Raw genomic sequence first — 15,708 nt, 5'->3', positions numbered from 1 at the left:
GCGATCGCCTAATTAGTTTACAAAGCAGACTTATTGCCTACCGTTTTTCTTTTTAAATTTCAAATTATCAAAAATGCCTTTTACTTACAACCGCACGGTTCGCTTTCAAGATACTGATGCTGCTGGGGTAGTTTATTTTGCTAATATTTTGGGTATTTGCCATGAAGCTTATGAAGAATCTTTAGAAGCATCAAGTATTAATTTAAAAAAATTTTTCACTAATCTATCTGTAGCGTTTCCTATTGTTCATGCTAGTGTGGATTTTTTGCGCCCTATGTTTGTAGGGGACAAGTTGTTGATTAGCTTAATTCCCCAAAAAATAGGTGTTGATAACTTTGAAATTACTTACGAAATTACCGTGGCTGAGGTGGTAGTTGCTAAGGCTATTACTAGGCATGTTTGTATTGATGTAAGTAGTAGAAGTAAGCAGGAATTACCTGATGAGATAATGCAGTGGTTGGAAACGAACCGCAGAGACGCAGAGGGCGCAGAGAGAAGAAAGTTGAGAGAGATTATGTGATGGTATTTTGGAGGAATTCTGTGGCTATTTGCTGTAGTTGTTGGCGGTTAATTTTACCTTGGGAGTTACGGGGTAAGTTTTGCTGCGGAATCCAATATTTTGGGATTTTAAATTTGCTGAGTTTCTCTTTAAGTAGAGTTTGGATTTTTAAGGCAGAGGTATCTGATTGTTTGGGAATGTAAATCGCTGTTAATGCTTGTCCCCAGTGTTTATCTGGGATGCCGATGACACAAATATCGGCAACCATTTGAGTTGCTTGTATGGCTGATTCAATCTCTGCTGGATAAAGATTTTCGCCACCTGTAATAATTTTGTCGCTGTTACGTCCGACTATATTTAAATGATTTTGTTCGTCTAAAAAGCCTAAATCGTCTACTTGGAAATCAGCTTGATTTTCTTCGGTTATAGGATAGTAGCCAAGGGCTAAAGATTGAGCCTGAATGGTGATATTTCCGATTTGATTGGAATTTAAAATCTCGCCTTGCTGATTGCGAATAGTTACTTTTGCATGGGGAAGAATTTGACCACTGCTAATTTTACCGCTAAGGAAATCATCTGGTTTGAGGGTAGCAATTTGAGAGGCGGTTTCTGTCATACCATAGGTAGGTGCTAACCGGATGCGATGAAATCTGGCTTTTTCTAATAGTTCGTTCCATGCTGGCGCACCTCCCAAAAGTACAGTATTAAATTGGGATAGCCATTCAGTTAATTCGGGATTTTCTAAAAGACGTTGTAACTGTGTTGGTACTAAAGATATGAAAAACTCTGGTTGTTTAATATTTAATGTTTGACCTGTTTCTAATGCTTTGAATGGTAGTATCGCCAGTTTACCTGTGGTGGTGAAAGAGCGCATAAATTGCATTAAACCGCTAACGTGATATAGCGGTAATACACAAAATGAATTGACTTGTTTTAGTTGAAAGTATTCGGTAAATCCTTTTACAGATGCTATGAGAGTTTCCCAAGTGTGGATGACGAATTTTATCTGCCCCGATGAACCACCTGTGGGAATCAGAATCAGTGGGGAGTGGGGAGTCGGGAGTGGGGAGTGGGGGAGTGGGGGAGTGGGGGAGTGGGGGAGTTTTCCCAAAATAATGTCTGGCTGTACTAAATCAAAGACTTGTTGCCATTCTTGTGTTCCCCAGTCGGGGTTACACAGAAAAACTGGACAGTTAGCTGCACAAGCAGCAATAAAACTTGCTAGAAATCGTAATGGTTCGCGTTCGGCTAAGATAATTTTTGGTGGTGTTGCACACGTTGAGAACTGTGTTAGTTCTAAATATAATTCTTGAGCTATTTTATTAAATTGATGGCTGTTGTAACCGATAAGCCAATCATCTTGAGCAAGGTTATTAATACAGTCTAAAGGTCGTTCCATAAACTTTGAAGCCACGTATCTTCTTGTTCAAAAAAATGGTCGATGCCAAAACCAATTGCTCTGTTGTTTTTGGATAATTCTGCTGCTAGCTGGAGTGCTGCTTGTCTTGCGATCACAGTTTCAAATACTGATGAAAATACAGTATCAATTTGATGCTGGTGGCAAAACTTTCTCAAACGAGATGGTGATCCAACTATTCCAGGCTTTATGACAAAAATCCCTCGCCAACCTTGTTGATGGCAGGCGGCGAGTTGCCCAAGTGTGGCAACAGATTCATCTAAAGCGATCGCAGTTTCATAACTCATACTCAATTCCAACATCTGCTGAAATTGCTCAACAGGTAGCGGTTGTTCGATAAATTCAATTTCTAGGGCTAGTTCTCCATTTGCTTTGAGATTGTCACAAGTCCACAGCCATAAGTTGGCTTCCTCATAGCTGAGTCCACCGTTGGCATCTAATCGCAGTTTGCTAGAGGCTGGTAAGGTGTGTATCAGTGACTCAAAAATTTCTAGTTCATGAGCGATCGCATACACACCAATTTTCCATTTAAAGGTGCGATATCCTTGCTGCCACAGCGTTTCCCATTGATTTAAAGCCGCTTCCCCGGCTGGTAATAAGGCACTGTAGAAGAGTGAAGAGTTAGAAGTTAGGAGTGAAGAGTTAGGAGTTAGGAGTGAGGAGTTAGGAGTTATAAAATTATCTCCCTCATCTCCCCCACCTCCCTCATCTCCCTCATCTCCCTCATCTCCCTCATCTCCCTCATCTCCCCCATCTCCCTCATCTCCCTCATCTCCCCCACTCCCCACTCCCCACTCCCCACTCCCCATCTCCCACGCTGACTCAAAGCCAAATTGACAAGCAGGTAACTCATCTGGGATTGAGAAAATTATCTCGTCTGTGATTTCTCCTGGAAGTTGACGACAAAAATCTAAAGCTTGTTCTAGGGTTTCGGAACCAAACCAGCTAATGGGGGCAATTTCTCCCCAACCAACTCTAAGAGTTTCATCGGTAAGGCAGAGAATAATACCTTCACGAATATCCCACTTACCGTGATTGGTAGTGAGCGATCGCACAAATCTTCGCTCATAAGGACGAAATTTAAATTGATAACGCATCAATTAGTAATTGCTAAATCATAAATCCCAGTCCAAAGAACAAGCAAGCCCAGAAATGCACCGCTACGGCGATGAATTTACAGTTACTAACTTTGTCCGGCTGGTTGTGATTTTCTTGGACGTGGCGGCATAATTTGAAAGCAAAGGGTAAACTCACCCAACTCAGCAATGTCCAAGGTGGAGAATTTCCCCACAACACAAACAACAAGGTGAGGGGATAAATGCTAGCAGTGAACCAAACTAGGAGTTGGGCACCTTTTGCTGTTCCCAGACGGACGATAGGCGATCGCTTGCCTGCGGCTATGTCATCCTTAACTTGGTGAAAGTGTGAGCAAAACAAAATTAAGGTTGTGGCAATCCCAACAATCACTGAAGCTGCTAAACTTGTCAATGACCAAGTTTGGGTTTGGCTGTAATATGCTGCCTCCACTGCTAAGGGGCCAAAGGCAAAAAAGCAAAGAATCTCACCTAAACCTTGATATCCTAAGCGAAAGGGAGGCCCTTGGTACATATAGCCTAAACCGCAGCAGAGCAAAATTATACCAATAACAGTTAGGTCTTGTTGCCAAAAGGCGATCGCTAGTATGCCCAGCAACCCTAAACCTAAACACAAATTTCCTATCCAAAATATTAATGGCTTATTGCCTGTTAAGTTCACCAAAGAATGGTGCTTATTTTGATCAATACCTGTTTCGGAATCAAAGACATCATTACTGATATTTTCCCAGGCAACAATTAAAATTGCCGCAGCTATAAAAGTAGAAAATACTACACCATTGAAAATTTTAGTTTCAGCAAATGCTACTGCTGTTCCTACCCAAATGGGCATAATGGCAACGCTGTACATTGGCGGTTTAATCGCTGCCATCCATAACTTCGTGTTGGGATATAAAATCTGCTTGGTAGTCATCAGTTGTGATTAATTAAATTGCCGGAATATTACTCACACTTAAGATTTTATGATGTAAAGAGACGCTAGATATTCATCAGCTAAAAACAACTCTCACTTTTACTCTGGCTCGTTAATCTTGCGTTGTTAACACTCCACCCTCACGTTGCAGCCCAAGGCTGGAACTGGCTTATCAGGGTTTAGGAACACCACGACAAGGCAAATCCTACGCTGGTGAAATGACAACTTAATATGTTACCTGTAGAAATACGACCACGATTAATTACACTTTAGGAAGTTAACTTAAAAAAAATTTACTATCGTTAAATCCATGACAGTTTTACCATGTCGTAGCAACTTCTTTGTCAAGCACAAAGATTTATATCAATTTCTGGTAGCAGTGCAAGAAAAGTGCGTCAAAAATAATTCCAGGCAAATTGTCAGTATCTCCCAAGAGATCGATTTAGTTGACCCTTTACTTGTATTAGATAAACTTACACAAGCAAATGAAATAAATTTTTACTTTGAGAACATAGGTAAAGGAGAAGCGATCGCAGCAATTGATGCTGTAGCAAAATTACAGATTGATGGCGCAGACCGTTTCACTCAAGCAGAATATTTTATCAAATCTCGTCTAAAAAATATAATTAATTTTGGTAACGCTAATCAACCTTTTTCTGGGCCTCACTTTTTTTGTTATTTCAGCTTTTTTGATAAAAATACCCAACTAGATTATCCATTTCCATCTGCTACCATCTTTCTTCCACGTTGGCAAGTAGCTGTAAAAAATCAGCGCTGTATATTAGTAACAAATATAATTATCAATGCAAATGTAAATATTCAAAGATTGTTGGAAGATCTGCAAAATAAAATTGAATTTATCCAATCTTTAGAATATTACTCTGCTAATATTGATTATTTTACAGCAAAGTTTTACAAAAAATCCGTCACGAATGCTGCTCAATTTAAACGTTCAGTAGTATCTGCTTTGGAAAAAATTCGGTCTAGTCATTTAAGTAAGATTGTGTTAGCAGATATATTAGATGTCAAGTCAAGCAACCACTTTGACTTAGTTAAATCCTTAAATAATCTTAGGCAAATACATCCTAATTGTTATATTTTTTCTACAAGTAATGGTAAAGGACAAAATTTTATTGGCGCGAGTCCAGAAAGATTAATTAGTATTAATAATCAACAGTTAATCACCGATGCTTTAGCTGGTTCTGCACCACGAGGTAAAACCCCTGCTGAAGATGCAGCTAATGCCAATCGCTTACTCAATAGTGAAAAAGAAAAGCACGAACATTCGCTGGTACTTGATTTTATTACACAACGCCTATGCCAGCTAGGTTTATTCCCCCAAATTTCAGCGCCCCGCCTGCGACAATTATCTAATATTCAGCATTTATGGACACCAATAAGTGCTACAGTTCCTACTAACATACATCCATTAAAGATTGTCGCACAATTGCATCCTACACCAGCCGTTGCTGGTGCAGCACGAGATGTTGCTTGTGCAGAAATTCGGCGTTATGAAAGCTTTGAGAGAGGTTTATATGCTGCGCCTCTGGGTTGGATAGATTCTCAAGGGAACTGCGAGTTTATTGTGGGAATTCGTTCAGCATTAATTGATGGCGATCGCGCGAGACTATATGCTGGTGCTGGGATCGTCGCTGGTTCTGATCCTCACAAGGAGTTTGCAGAGGTGCAACTTAAACTTCAGGCTTTATTAAAGGCATTAGTTTAGAAGAGAATACAGAATTCAGAATGCAATCAGTGGGGATTTAAAATATCCCAAAAAAAGCATCATCTAATTCATAACCCAGCATTTGGGCCATAGACTTCAGCCGTGATAGGCTGGGGATGTCCTGCTGTTTTAGCCAATCACCTAAAATAAAGATTTTGTGCATCAAAAATATTTCTAAGGCTTCAGGATTGTACTGAATGCCTTCTTGGGAACTAAACTGGTGTGGTACAAGCATGGCGGCATAACGAGCGAATTCCCCAGCTTTCCAATCTAGTAAAAATGGCAACCAAGGGTATTTGGCGTCTAAGCGCACAAACCACAGCCGCACTTCTGGAATTTCTGATAGTTCTCGTGGATCGCCAGGTTCGAGATCGTAATTGATATCAAAGCGTAGCTGCTGTTCATAGGATACCACCCCATCTTGCAGCAGTTGTTCAATCACCGTTGACGCAGGCGACAGATCCAGATTGTTAATGAAGTCGTTATTGAGTGCGATCGCAATTGTCATTGATTCAGCAGCCACTTTCTTGATGCTCAAGTGTAGGATCGAGGATCTACAGTAGCAGCTTTCAGGGATTGACGCTAGATGGACTTTCAGTAGCACAAAGTCTTCTTGACGAATCAATTAGTATTTAGTGATACCAATTGTCTCTAAACTTGCATTTAATATTTACTCTTTATCCCTTGGCGTACTTCGGAAAGGTAACGCCTGCCCCAAAGTGGACATTTACAGCAATTTTAAGTTAAAGTTGTAATGAGTTTGTTTTAGATTAAGGTCTGAAAAAGTAGCCGTCAACAAGCAAAAAAAAATCATTATCGCCACCTGTGACTTCCGCAGCATCAAAAGCCAAAACACAAGTACAGGTAAAAGAGCGGTGTGCAATATCATTGCATATATTAATTAACCAATAAACATTTAGATGGGAAAATTCCCTCAACAGTTAACAAGCTGTAATATGCAAAAACAAACAATTTCTACAAAACCAATTCGTTCTCTAGAAGATGCGCTTGAGCGGTGTCAAATCCTGGGTATGCGCGTCAGTCGTCAGCGTCGCTTTATTCTGGAATTACTTTGGCAAGCAAATGAACATCTTTCTGCCAGAGAGATTTACGATCGCTTAAACTTACAAGGTAAAGAGATCGGTCACACTTCTGTTTATCAAAATTTAGAAGCATTATCGAGTCAAAACATCATTGAGTGTATTGAACGCTGTGATGGGCGTTTGTACGGCAATATCAGTGACTCTCACAGTCATGTCAACTGTATAGATACAAATCAAATTCTCGATGTTCATGTGGAACTGCCAGAAGATTTTATCCGCAAAATAGAAGAACAAACAGGAGTGCGGATTACTGACTATAGTATTAACTTTTTTGGCTACCGTAATCCGCAGGAGGGCTAACAGTCATTGGGCATTGGACATTGGGCATTGGGCATTGGGCATTGGGCATTGGTTATTTCTCCCCCTGCTCCCTCATCTCCCTCATCCCCCTCATCCCCTTCATCCCCCACTCCCCACTCCCCACTCCCCACTCCCTACTCCCCAATGGAGTTATTGCCAAAAACTGTCTCGTCATGATCATCATCATCATCTAAATCTACTGGTAAAATAGTGCCTTCGGAGCTTTCAATTAGTCCGATCGCAGGGGTCTTGTTCCAATTAGCATCTGTGTTTGCTGTGATTTTTAGGGTGTTTAAAAAGGGCTGCTGCGATGCCTGCGGCGGTAAACTACGCAAATGTTTCTGTCTTTGAAACGACTCTTTGGAGAACAAAGCACCATTATCATCGGCCAATTTTTTGTCAGTTTCAGCGAGAATGGCATCAAATAAACAGGCGTTGCTAAGATTTGCTGAATTAAGATTTGTCCCCATAAGGTTTGCCTGTTGCAGGTTTGCGCCTGTAAGGTTCGCCTCTTGGAGGTTTGCACCTGCGAGGTTCGCCTGTTGGAGGTTCGCGCCTGCGAGGTTCGCCTGTTGCAAATTGGCTCCAGCTAAATTCGCCCCGATTAACTCCGCATTAGATAAGTTTGTCTGCTCAAGATTTATCCCAGTTAACACCACTTGCAACAAAGAGGCTCTCGATAAGTTCAGTCCAGCCAGAGACTTGATTCGGGTTGCAAAGGCACTTTTGTGCAAAACCGTTGTCCTAGAAATTAGCACACTCAGCGCCTCTGGATAGAATTCTGCCAAATTGACTGGATTACCACAAGGCCAAAAGCGAACTTTTGTTTCTCGGTAGCAAGCACAAAGCAATAGAAACACATTCAGTCCCACCGCAGCATTCACCTGCTCAACATTCACCGGGTTTTGCAGTGTCTGAAAATGAGTCAAAGCTTTGTGGGCTATGCCTTCATCTAACCAACGACCTTGACAGTAAGCACGCCAGAAAGACAAAAGACGTTGAAACAAAACTTCAAAGGAAAATTTTTGCTTTTGCTGTCCGCGCAATCCAGCAATCGCTAGTTCTTCAATTTCTTGGCTAAGTATCCCGTAACCTAGTAAATTATAAATATGCTGGGCTACGCTATTGGCAGAATCAAGCCCAAAAGTCAGCGTACCATAAACCTCATCTTGGTGCTGAGTCAGAAATTTAAGTTGGGCAGCAATAGCTTCTGCACAAAGAAATTCTCCTAATTTAATATGCGAAAACTCAACTAAACTACTTTCTGTTGCAGCTTTGCCTGAACTTTCTAAATCCCGAATTTTAAAATAAAACCCTGGTAGAGTATTAAATTCACCAGCGACATTAATTTGATGACGTTGCGAGTGTAAAATTTTTAGAGCGATCGCTTGCATCTGCTCAACTAAATCTTGGGGATGACGACCTGCGAGTAAATTAGCGATCGCTTCTGGAGTTCGGTTGATATGAGCCGATCCTGAGCGCAGTAGCATTGTCTTAATACCGCCAATTAGCGGATAGCCCAACAACCATCTACTCAGGCGATGATGAATTTCCCATAACAGAAAAGACTTTTGGTTATAAGCAGCTAACTGCAATAGTTGATCATCTAGCAGTCCGTCGCGGTGCAAAATGCCCAACAAATGCAGCATTAGGGGTTGACGGACAAGCACAGATAATTCTCTTAACTTTGATTCGCTGACAAATAAACCTGTCTGTTTTAAGAATGTAAAGAAATTTTGAGCAATAGGTAACGATTGCACTTTTGTCCACTGTTGAAACCATTGTTTGAGTTCGTCCACATCCAACGGCTGAATTATAATTCGCCTCAATAATAGCGATAATTCTGGGGCGATTTCCTGTAGAGTCGTTGAGCGACTCGTCAACACAATTTTGTGTCGGTGCTGAGATTGAAAGTTTAGTAATTGCTGAATAAAAATTGCTTGTCCCTTTATACCCACAGCAGAAGGGGGCAGTTCATCTAAACCATCCAGCAGTAACAGACAAGGGAGATTTTCTGGTTCTAACCAAGCCCAAAGATTAACAGGAAAAGCAGAATTTAGGGTTTCGATGAAAGTTTTACCATATTTTATATCCCGTAACCTAATTAATACAGGCATCCAAGTAGGGTACAATTCTTGTGCTACTTGTGCTGCCCAAAGTTGGCAAAAACTAGTTTTTCCATAACCGGGTTCTGACTCAATGACAGCGATCGTTTCTAAATCAGCTAGCTGCTGCTGCGCCCATGTTTTTAAATCAACTGGTTTAACAGTTTTTTTATCCAAATCAGAAATACTTTCCTCTATTGGTAAGCCTTTTTGTGGCACATAGATATCCTTAAGGGCAAAGGATTCCATCAGCAACGGCATACTAAGATTTTGAATCAAGCTTGCACGGTAATGTTCTCGGTGCAAATCAATTTTCTCACCGACTGTAGAACCAACTTCTGGGGCGATCGCACTGTGAGATAATGAAATCCCCAAACGGAAAAATTTTTGCAGTTGGGCTAAAGGTGCAGCATTCTCGGTAACAACTACCAGTAAGTTCCCAGGAAGTGAGTTGACCAAACGTTGTGTTAAGAGTTTAGCTTCAGATTCCTCTGCACCATTGGCAACTAACCAAGCTATAGCAGCATTATTTATTTGTTGCACCAGTAATGAATCTGCAACCAAAGATAGTGCTTGTTCCGCTTGAGTGTCAGTCAATTTACCTGGGCTGAGAGTTTTCAGCAATCCTTGCAGTTGCGGATCTTGGAGGGTGAGTTTACCCGCGTCCTCTTTAAGTATATGTGGTTGAATGGTTATACTTGCCCGGTCTAACCACGGTCTTTGTAGCCTTTCTTCCTGCTCTAAAATTGCTTGCAAAGCTTGGAGATAGCCAATTTGAAACGCTAGCCATGTGCCTTCGTTACGTTTTAATGGTTTTTTTTGGCTGAGGCTACGCAACAGGTTTTCTGTCAACTGAGAAATGACACTAATTTCTTCCCAAACAATACCTAAAGGCAGTTCTAAGACCTCTACCAAGGTACAGATATCAAAAGGCATCAGGCTTTTGACTTCCATATCCTGAACAATACGGTAGGCAATACCTGCCAATTGCCCTGTTGAAAATCCGCTGATTTGATTGATTGCGATATGGCGTTCTGCCAACCAGTGCCGAATACTCAGGTTCATTTAATTACACAGTGAAGGCTGCCTATGGCAATTATGATCGATTTATCAGTTTGCGAAAACAGGTAACAATGGGGAAGACAAAGTTTTGGATCAAAGATGTTTTCTGATTGCTAAAAAACAGTGCTTCGGTAATTGAGTAGACTATGAGCGATCGCCCGATAAAATTATTGTTAATCGACCAAGACCCGATTTTTCGTTTGGGATTACGGGTAGGTCTGGAAGCAATTCCTAACCTGGAAGCGATCGCAGTGGTAGAAACTGACACTGCTGCCTTGCAGATTTTAGCAGAAATTGCCCAAAAAGACCCCAACCAAGTAAATTTAGTGGTTTTGGAATTCGGTAATGGTCGCTCCACCACCAGTCAACAACTAGGTTTACAATTCTGTCGGCAACTCAGAGCCTTATATCCCAACCTGCCAATTTTGCTCCTCAGTTCTATTCAAGAACAAGGACTGCTATTGGCCGCGAAATCTATTGGTATTAATGGCTACTGTCCCAAAGGTACACCACTTCCTGAGTTAGTCGCCGCCATGCAAGAAGTTGCAGATGGTGGTTCCTATTGGTTCCAGGACACGGAAGCAATAATAACTCCTCACTCCCTGTACGGGTTTAGCAATGCTAAACCCCTACTCCCCACTCCCCACTCCCCACTCCCTTTCTCTAGACTGCGAAATAATTTACGTTTGTCAGGAATTGCTCATATTGACGTTACCTTAGCCGCAGTAACAGCACAATTACAAGTTCCCGGACTACCAGTATTAGATCGAGCAATTCTAGCTGGACAGAAGCGAGAACTGCTAGCATCTCGTTGGTTGCTAAATCGGTTGTTGGTTTCATCACAAGAAAAGCAAGAGCAAGATATTCCTACTGAACAGTCGCCTCTGACTCCTTTGTTGAGTAGCGCCATTCAACAAAGGCAAACCGTGCCACCTTTACTTAGTCCAAGAGCGCTACAATCTGACTTGTTTGCATCTTGCATTACCAAACTTCAACTTTCTTTACGAAATGTAACAGATATACCTTTAGAAATTGACATCTTTCGTGAAAATAAAAAACGGGAATTACTTTATCTTATTCTGCAAAAATTAGCTGAACAGTTGGATCAACTGCGTGCTTCTCAAATAGAGATAAATCAATTATATGAAGTAAGAAGTACCTTAATAAGCGATTTATGGCAAGCAGCAATTACAGATTTTTTTGGAAAATTTTCTCGGGTAAAATTCGGGGAGAAAAATATAGAAATTGTTAATTTATTGTTGCGAAATGCAGAAGTTGTGCAAAGAGATATTCTCAATAAAATTCCGCTAGTTTGTGAGTTGTATTCTTATCTAATATTTCAAACAGAATTGAATATTGATAATACCTCTTATCCAGTAGTGAGCGCTGAAGCTAAGTTCCAGGCATTAATGATTTTAGAGAACTTGTTGATTCAGGTAGCGAATGGGGTAGTGCAACCACTGCTAAATTCTTTAGCAGATGTAGAAGAGATTAAGCAAAATTTCTATGGACGCCAATTGATTTCCACAAGAGAAATTGAACGGTTTAGAAATGATTTGTCGTGGAAATATCGATTAAAAAATTATATAAATGAGCCAAGAGCAGTTTTTGAAAGTCGATACGAACTATTTGTAATTGCGCCTCGCGGCATTGCCAATACTTCAGTTTATGCTCCTCGAAATCAGGAGTTAGAAAAACTTTCTAATATTCCTTTAGTAGTGACATTGCTCCTAGAATTTAGTGATGCGATCGCACCGCGTTTAAAATCACTATTAGCTTTTGTAGGTAGCGGTATAGTCTTTATTCTTACCCAAATAGTTGGTCGCGGTTTAGGTTTAATCGGTCGTGGTATTCTTCAAGGTATTGGCAGCGTATCGTTAGTAGAAAAGAACCTGAGACGAAATAGCGATCGACCGAAGTGAGGGATGAGGGAGATGAGGGAGATGAGGGGGATGAGGGAGACAAGGGGAATAACCAATGCCAATACTTCTCTACGAGAGGCTGCACTTCGGCAAGGCTCTGTTACCACGCCAACGGCAACGCTGAGTACAAGTGCCCCATGCCCCATGCCCAATGCCCCATGCCCCATGCCCAATGACAAATGACAAATGACAAATGATTTTATCGGGCTAGCAATTTCTTATGTATACGCTACTGGTCTGCTTGTCATTGGCGAGGGACTGCGTAGGCTGTTTGGTGTGAAGCCAGATTTGACCCGTAAAGTGATCCATATTGGTGCAGGGATGTGGGTTTTCGGCGTCCTGCTGCTGTTTAACCACTGGAAAATCGGAATTATCCCTTTTGCTACCTTTATCGGACTCAACTACCTGTTTTACCGCTACCGAATCATTGGCGCAATGGATACCCAGGATAGCTCACCTGGTACGGTTTATTTCGCTATCTCAGTGACGCTGCTGTTCGGGCTACTGTGGCGACCAGAGGGGCCAATAGATGGCGCCGCGATCGCTGTTGCTGGGATAATGGCGATGACTTGGGGTGATGCATTGGCAGCATTAATCGGCAGACGCTTCGGGCAGCATAAATACCAAGTGGGAAATTCTGTGCGTTCCTGGGAGGGTTCAGCAGCAATGTTTGTAGCAAGTACAGTAGTGATTTTCTTAGTGCTGTTGCTGCTACCTGGTTCATCGCTGAGTCCCCTAGCAACGCCTTTAGGTTTAAAATGGGCTTTGTTGACGGCGGTGGTAACTGCTACTTTCGCAACCCTAGCAGAGGCAGTCTCACCCCACGGCACAGATAACCTCAGCGTGCCTCTAGTAGCGGCTGGGGTAGTGTGGGTAATGATGCAGGGGTTGTAAAAATAGAAATTACAATACACGTAGATCAGGCTTAAGTGGATCTTTGCTGCTTGTGCTGGCGTAATTGCTCTACTATATAGTCTTCCAGTTCTTGTCTTTCTCTGTTACTGGCATTTCGTTGATAAGTTCTTCCTGTTTCTTGAATAAACTTACGTTTCTCGCTTGGAGAAGATTTGAGTTTACCTCCAGTGGCTTGCAGCTTTTGCTGTAATTCTTCCCAAGTCTTTTCACCCACATTTTCACCTAGTTTTACCAGTACCTTTGGTAGTAATATTTTTGCCTCTCTTTGAAAATCGTCTTCTGTCTCAAGAGAAACTAAATCTATATTGCTGAAGTTGATATCGATTTGAAACTTACTCATGGAATTATAGTATCCCCTCAATACTTTGGGGTAGAGAATTATTCTGGCATCCACAACCGACTAAATGGATTAGAAGAAGATTTCTCCTTTAAGTGATAATTCCTAGATTATTGTAGATTTCGATGAGATTGCCATCAGGATCGCGAAAATGCGCTGTGCGAATTCCCCAGTCTTGGCGGTCTTGTGGTTGAGTCACAACGATCGCATTGTGATCTTTTAGTTGCTCATAGACCTCATCCACATTATCGACTGCGAAAATCAAGACAATTTTATCTCGATTGGCAACATATGAAGGCTGTTCGATTCTTGGGACTACTTGGGCCATTAATTCTTTTTTGAACAAACCCAGCTTGAGATGTCCGGCATTAAACTCAGCATATCCGCTATCTTCATCGCCCCAATCGACATCAAATTTCAGCAGATCCCGGTAGAACAGAAAAGAATCTTTGTAGTTGGAGACAAGCAGTCTCAGGTGTGTTAGCTGAAGCTTCATATCTGTTGGGTTAGTCTACTAACTGTGAATTCTAGGTTCTGGGTGCAAAGTCGCCAGCAACTCGCTTTCGACAATTGCTAATTCATCAAGCCGTTGCATGAGAATTTCTTTGTCGAAATAAGTAGCAGCTAATACCCAATATATACCGTAGTGACGCGCCTCGGATACTATTAACCCACGATACATACAATTTACCCGTTTTGGCACAGTGATGCCTACCTTGCGGATGCTATGAACGAAATTAAGCATTCCCTGGAAAGTGAAATAGAAGCTTTTTTTGTAAACTCTTTTTAAGAAAGTATCGACGATGACCTGGAGGAAAATCCTCTAACTCTCCAAAAACTTCATACCCCAAGTGCTGATAAAATTCAGGAGCTTGGAAGCTGTAAGTAAAAACATATGCGTTTAAGCAGCCAGAATTAACAGCTTCTTGCTCTGCCGCCAAAAGCAGTACTTTTCCATATCCATAACCTCTTAACTCCTCTGCAATCCAGAGAGTACCGATATGGAACCATCCCAAGCCGATAAAACCCTCCAAGCCACCTACTACATTTTTTTCTGAATCACGAAGCAATAGAAACAGTGGCGTATATTGGTAATCTCCAATCTTGCCTACATTGAAATCGTGAAGTTGCTTGTCTACAAAATCAATTTGTTTTGAGTCGGGCCGAATTTCAATTGATATTTTGTACTCAGGCATCATTGCAGGGTACCACGTTTGATTTGTTCGCTTTCAATAGCTTCAAATAAGGCGCGAAAGTTACCTTCGCCAAAACCTTTAGCTTGGAAACGACGCTCTATAAACTCAAAGAAAAATGTCGGCTGTTCAAAAATGGGCTGGGTGAAAATTTGCAGTAGTAGGGGCGCGGTTTGTTGTGCCCCTACGGGAGTATATTCTTGCCAATCCACCAGAATTTCTTGTTGAGCGATCGCTTCTAGTTCTAGAGGTGATAGGGTGAGTCCTGAACGTTGTTTTAGTTGCGAGTAATAGGTTTCGGGAACTGAGAGTAAGGATAAACCACTGGCACGAAATTTAGCGATCGCACTCACAAGATTAGTCGTCCGCAAGGCAATATGTTGAATTCCTGGCCCCCGGTTGACATCGAGAAACTCCTGAATTTGGGAATTGCTAGAAGCCGGTTCATTAATTGGCAATTGGACGTTACCATTGCGCGAAACCATCACCTGGCTGTGTAAAGCAGAGCGATCTGTTTTGATTTTAAATGCTTGCTGGGGTTGAAAATCTAGAATCTTTTCGTACCAAGCGACAGCACGTTCTAATTCACCAACTGCCACATTCAGCACTACGTGATCTATGGCGGTAAAGGTGTTGTCATTTGTCATTTGTCCTTTGTCATTTGTCATTTGTCCTAATGACGAATGACCACTGACTAATGACCTTTCTATCAACGTATGAGTTAGTCCACCCCAGGCGGCAATTTTGCCACACTTGAGGAATGCTGTACCGATCTGGCGTTCCTGGATGGGTTGTAAGATTGTCGCACCGTGCAGTTGAGCTAGTGCGATCGCGCTTTCTACATCTTCGACAGCAAAAGCGACATCTGCCACACCTGGGGGATATTGACGCAGAAACTCAGCTACTGGACTTGTGGGCAACAGTGGCGAAGACAGAAAAAAGCAGACAGTACCACTTTCCACCACTTCTGTACAAGTATGAAATGAACTGATGCGATCGGCTACTACTTGAAAACCAAGGTGGTGTACAAACCAATCCCGCCATACTTTGGCGTCTTCTACATAGAAATGAACATGATCAATTTTCATAAATATTGAAAATCCAGCATAGCAGTTTATATGT

16 protein-coding genes and 1 pseudogene are annotated in these 15,708 nt (G+C 41.7%); 6 read left to right on the top strand and 11 right to left on the bottom strand.

Features of this window, described 5'->3' with window-relative positions:
• Positions 1 to 73: 73 nt before the first annotated feature.
• Entirely contained in the window at positions 74 to 520 is a 447-nt protein-coding gene (locus V7L05_RS14400) for an acyl-CoA thioesterase (RefSeq protein WP_335164865.1), read from the top strand.
• Here the strand turns inward: V7L05_RS14400 and V7L05_RS14395 are convergent.
• The 3 genes from V7L05_RS14395 to menA are packed head-to-tail and all read right to left on the bottom strand — an operon-like array spanning position 513 to position 3,923.
• Complete coding sequence (locus V7L05_RS14395) at positions 513 to 1,898, bottom strand: 2-succinylbenzoate--CoA ligase (protein WP_335164864.1); 1,386 nt, start codon at positions 1,896 to 1,898, stop codon at positions 513 to 515. The genes V7L05_RS14400 and V7L05_RS14395 overlap by 8 nt on opposite strands.
• Complete coding sequence (locus V7L05_RS14390; protein ID WP_335164862.1) at positions 1,883 to 3,013, bottom strand: o-succinylbenzoate synthase; 1,131 nt, start codon at positions 3,011 to 3,013, stop codon at positions 1,883 to 1,885. Before V7L05_RS14390 ends, V7L05_RS14395 begins: the two co-directional genes overlap by 16 nt.
• A gap of 13 nt (positions 3,014 to 3,026) precedes the next feature.
• On the bottom strand, positions 3,027 to 3,923 hold the full coding sequence (menA, locus tag V7L05_RS14385) for a 2-carboxy-1,4-naphthoquinone phytyltransferase (protein WP_335164860.1): 897 nt from the start codon (positions 3,921 to 3,923) through the stop codon (positions 3,027 to 3,029).
• A gap of 310 nt (positions 3,924 to 4,233) precedes the next feature.
• Between menA and V7L05_RS14380 the strand changes: the two genes are divergently transcribed.
• Positions 4,234 to 5,649: an isochorismate synthase gene (locus V7L05_RS14380; protein WP_335164859.1), complete on the top strand. Its 1,416-nt coding sequence runs from the start codon at positions 4,234 to 4,236 to the stop codon at positions 5,647 to 5,649.
• A gap of 37 nt (positions 5,650 to 5,686) precedes the next feature.
• On the opposite strand, the gene V7L05_RS14375 is transcribed toward V7L05_RS14380, so the two are convergent.
• On the bottom strand, positions 5,687 to 6,157 hold the full coding sequence (locus V7L05_RS14375) for a CRR6 family NdhI maturation factor (RefSeq protein WP_335164923.1): 471 nt from the start codon (positions 6,155 to 6,157) through the stop codon (positions 5,687 to 5,689).
• A 448-nt stretch (positions 6,158 to 6,605) separates the two neighbouring features.
• On the opposite strand from V7L05_RS14375, the gene V7L05_RS14370 reads away from it, so the two are divergent.
• Positions 6,606 to 7,052: a Fur family transcriptional regulator gene (locus V7L05_RS14370; protein ID WP_335164857.1), complete on the top strand. Its 447-nt coding sequence runs from the start codon at positions 6,606 to 6,608 to the stop codon at positions 7,050 to 7,052.
• Here the strand turns inward: V7L05_RS14370 and V7L05_RS14365 are convergent.
• On the bottom strand, positions 7,049 to 7,183 hold the full coding sequence (locus tag V7L05_RS14365; RefSeq protein WP_335164855.1) for a histidine kinase: 135 nt from the start codon (positions 7,181 to 7,183) through the stop codon (positions 7,049 to 7,051). The two genes, V7L05_RS14370 and V7L05_RS14365, sit on opposite strands and share 4 nt — an antisense overlap.
• 3 nt (positions 7,184 to 7,186) lie before the next feature.
• Positions 7,187 to 10,222: a pentapeptide repeat-containing protein gene (locus V7L05_RS14360; RefSeq protein ID WP_335164853.1), complete on the bottom strand. Its 3,036-nt coding sequence runs from the start codon at positions 10,220 to 10,222 to the stop codon at positions 7,187 to 7,189.
• A 143-nt stretch (positions 10,223 to 10,365) separates the two neighbouring features.
• Here V7L05_RS14360 and V7L05_RS14355 point away from each other — a divergent pair, with 143 nt between their 5' ends.
• The 3 genes from V7L05_RS14355 to V7L05_RS14345 are packed head-to-tail and all read left to right on the top strand — an operon-like array spanning position 10,366 to position 13,035.
• A complete protein-coding gene (locus tag V7L05_RS14355) occupies positions 10,366 to 12,141 on the top strand; it encodes a DUF3685 domain-containing protein (protein ID WP_335164851.1) in 1,776 nt (591 codons plus the stop codon).
• A 12-nt stretch (positions 12,142 to 12,153) separates the two neighbouring features.
• Positions 12,154 to 12,324 (top strand): hypothetical protein, encoded by a 171-nt coding sequence (locus V7L05_RS14350; RefSeq protein ID WP_335164849.1) that lies wholly within the window; start codon positions 12,154 to 12,156, stop codon positions 12,322 to 12,324.
• Between the two features lie 3 nt (positions 12,325 to 12,327).
• Positions 12,328 to 13,035 (top strand): diacylglycerol/polyprenol kinase family protein, encoded by a 708-nt coding sequence (locus tag V7L05_RS14345; protein WP_335164848.1) that lies wholly within the window; start codon positions 12,328 to 12,330, stop codon positions 13,033 to 13,035.
• A gap of 31 nt (positions 13,036 to 13,066) precedes the next feature.
• Here V7L05_RS14345 and V7L05_RS14340 read toward each other — a convergent pair whose 3' ends face one another.
• The 5 genes and pseudogenes from V7L05_RS14340 to hppD form a co-directional block, all read right to left on the bottom strand.
• Positions 13,067 to 13,396 (bottom strand): hypothetical protein, encoded by a 330-nt coding sequence (locus tag V7L05_RS14340; protein ID WP_335164847.1) that lies wholly within the window; start codon positions 13,394 to 13,396, stop codon positions 13,067 to 13,069.
• A gap of 88 nt (positions 13,397 to 13,484) precedes the next feature.
• Complete coding sequence (locus V7L05_RS14335) at positions 13,485 to 13,889, bottom strand: VOC family protein (protein WP_335164845.1); 405 nt, start codon at positions 13,887 to 13,889, stop codon at positions 13,485 to 13,487.
• A gap of 18 nt (positions 13,890 to 13,907) precedes the next feature.
• A pseudogene (gene miaE / locus V7L05_RS14330) lies at positions 13,908 to 14,072 on the bottom strand (tRNA isopentenyl-2-thiomethyl-A-37 hydroxylase MiaE); the annotation flags it as partial.
• 58 nt (positions 14,073 to 14,130) lie between these two features.
• The gene (locus V7L05_RS14325; protein WP_335164843.1) at positions 14,131 to 14,592 is read right to left on the bottom strand and encodes a GNAT family N-acetyltransferase; all 462 of its coding nucleotides are present in this window, start codon (positions 14,590 to 14,592) and stop codon (positions 14,131 to 14,133) included.
• On the bottom strand, positions 14,589 to 15,674 hold the full coding sequence (gene hppD / locus V7L05_RS14320) for a 4-hydroxyphenylpyruvate dioxygenase (RefSeq protein ID WP_335164841.1): 1,086 nt from the start codon (positions 15,672 to 15,674) through the stop codon (positions 14,589 to 14,591). The genes V7L05_RS14325 and hppD overlap by 4 nt, the downstream gene beginning before the upstream one ends.
• Between the last annotated feature and the right edge of the window lie 34 nt (positions 15,675 to 15,708).

This window comes from Nostoc sp. (genome assembly GCF_036917755.1).
In the GTDB taxonomy this organism is placed as follows: domain Bacteria; phylum Cyanobacteriota; class Cyanobacteriia; order Cyanobacteriales; family Nostocaceae; genus Nostoc.
Note: the sequence above shows the minus strand (reverse complement) of the source record. Positions and strands in the feature narration are given on the sequence as shown.

Bases quoted from the DNA above. Each gene is read 5' to 3' on its own strand.
- V7L05_RS14400 (WP_335164865.1), top strand. From the start codon at position 74: ATGCCTTTTACTTACAACCGCACGGTTCGCTTTCAAGATACTGATGCT.
- V7L05_RS14395 (WP_335164864.1), bottom strand. From the start codon at position 1,898: ATGGAACGACCTTTAGACTGTATTAATAACCTTGCTCAAGATGATTGG.
- V7L05_RS14390 (WP_335164862.1), bottom strand. From the start codon at position 3,013: ATGCGTTATCAATTTAAATTTCGTCCTTATGAGCGAAGATTTGTGCGA.
- menA (WP_335164860.1), bottom strand. From the start codon at position 3,923: ATGACTACCAAGCAGATTTTATATCCCAACACGAAGTTATGGATGGCA.
- V7L05_RS14380 (WP_335164859.1), top strand. From the start codon at position 4,234: ATGACAGTTTTACCATGTCGTAGCAACTTCTTTGTCAAGCACAAAGAT.
- V7L05_RS14375 (WP_335164923.1), bottom strand. From the start codon at position 6,157: ATGACAATTGCGATCGCACTCAATAACGACTTCATTAACAATCTGGAT.
- V7L05_RS14370 (WP_335164857.1), top strand. From the start codon at position 6,606: ATGCAAAAACAAACAATTTCTACAAAACCAATTCGTTCTCTAGAAGAT.
- V7L05_RS14360 (WP_335164853.1), bottom strand. From the start codon at position 10,222: ATGAACCTGAGTATTCGGCACTGGTTGGCAGAACGCCATATCGCAATC.
- V7L05_RS14355 (WP_335164851.1), top strand. From the start codon at position 10,366: ATGAGCGATCGCCCGATAAAATTATTGTTAATCGACCAAGACCCGATT.
- V7L05_RS14350 (WP_335164849.1), top strand. From the start codon at position 12,154: ATGAGGGAGATGAGGGGGATGAGGGAGACAAGGGGAATAACCAATGCC.
- V7L05_RS14345 (WP_335164848.1), top strand. From the start codon at position 12,328: ATGACAAATGATTTTATCGGGCTAGCAATTTCTTATGTATACGCTACT.
- V7L05_RS14340 (WP_335164847.1), bottom strand. From the start codon at position 13,396: ATGAGTAAGTTTCAAATCGATATCAACTTCAGCAATATAGATTTAGTT.
- V7L05_RS14335 (WP_335164845.1), bottom strand. From the start codon at position 13,889: ATGAAGCTTCAGCTAACACACCTGAGACTGCTTGTCTCCAACTACAAA.
- V7L05_RS14325 (WP_335164843.1), bottom strand. From the start codon at position 14,592: ATGATGCCTGAGTACAAAATATCAATTGAAATTCGGCCCGACTCAAAA.
- hppD (WP_335164841.1), bottom strand. From the start codon at position 15,674: ATGAAAATTGATCATGTTCATTTCTATGTAGAAGACGCCAAAGTATGG.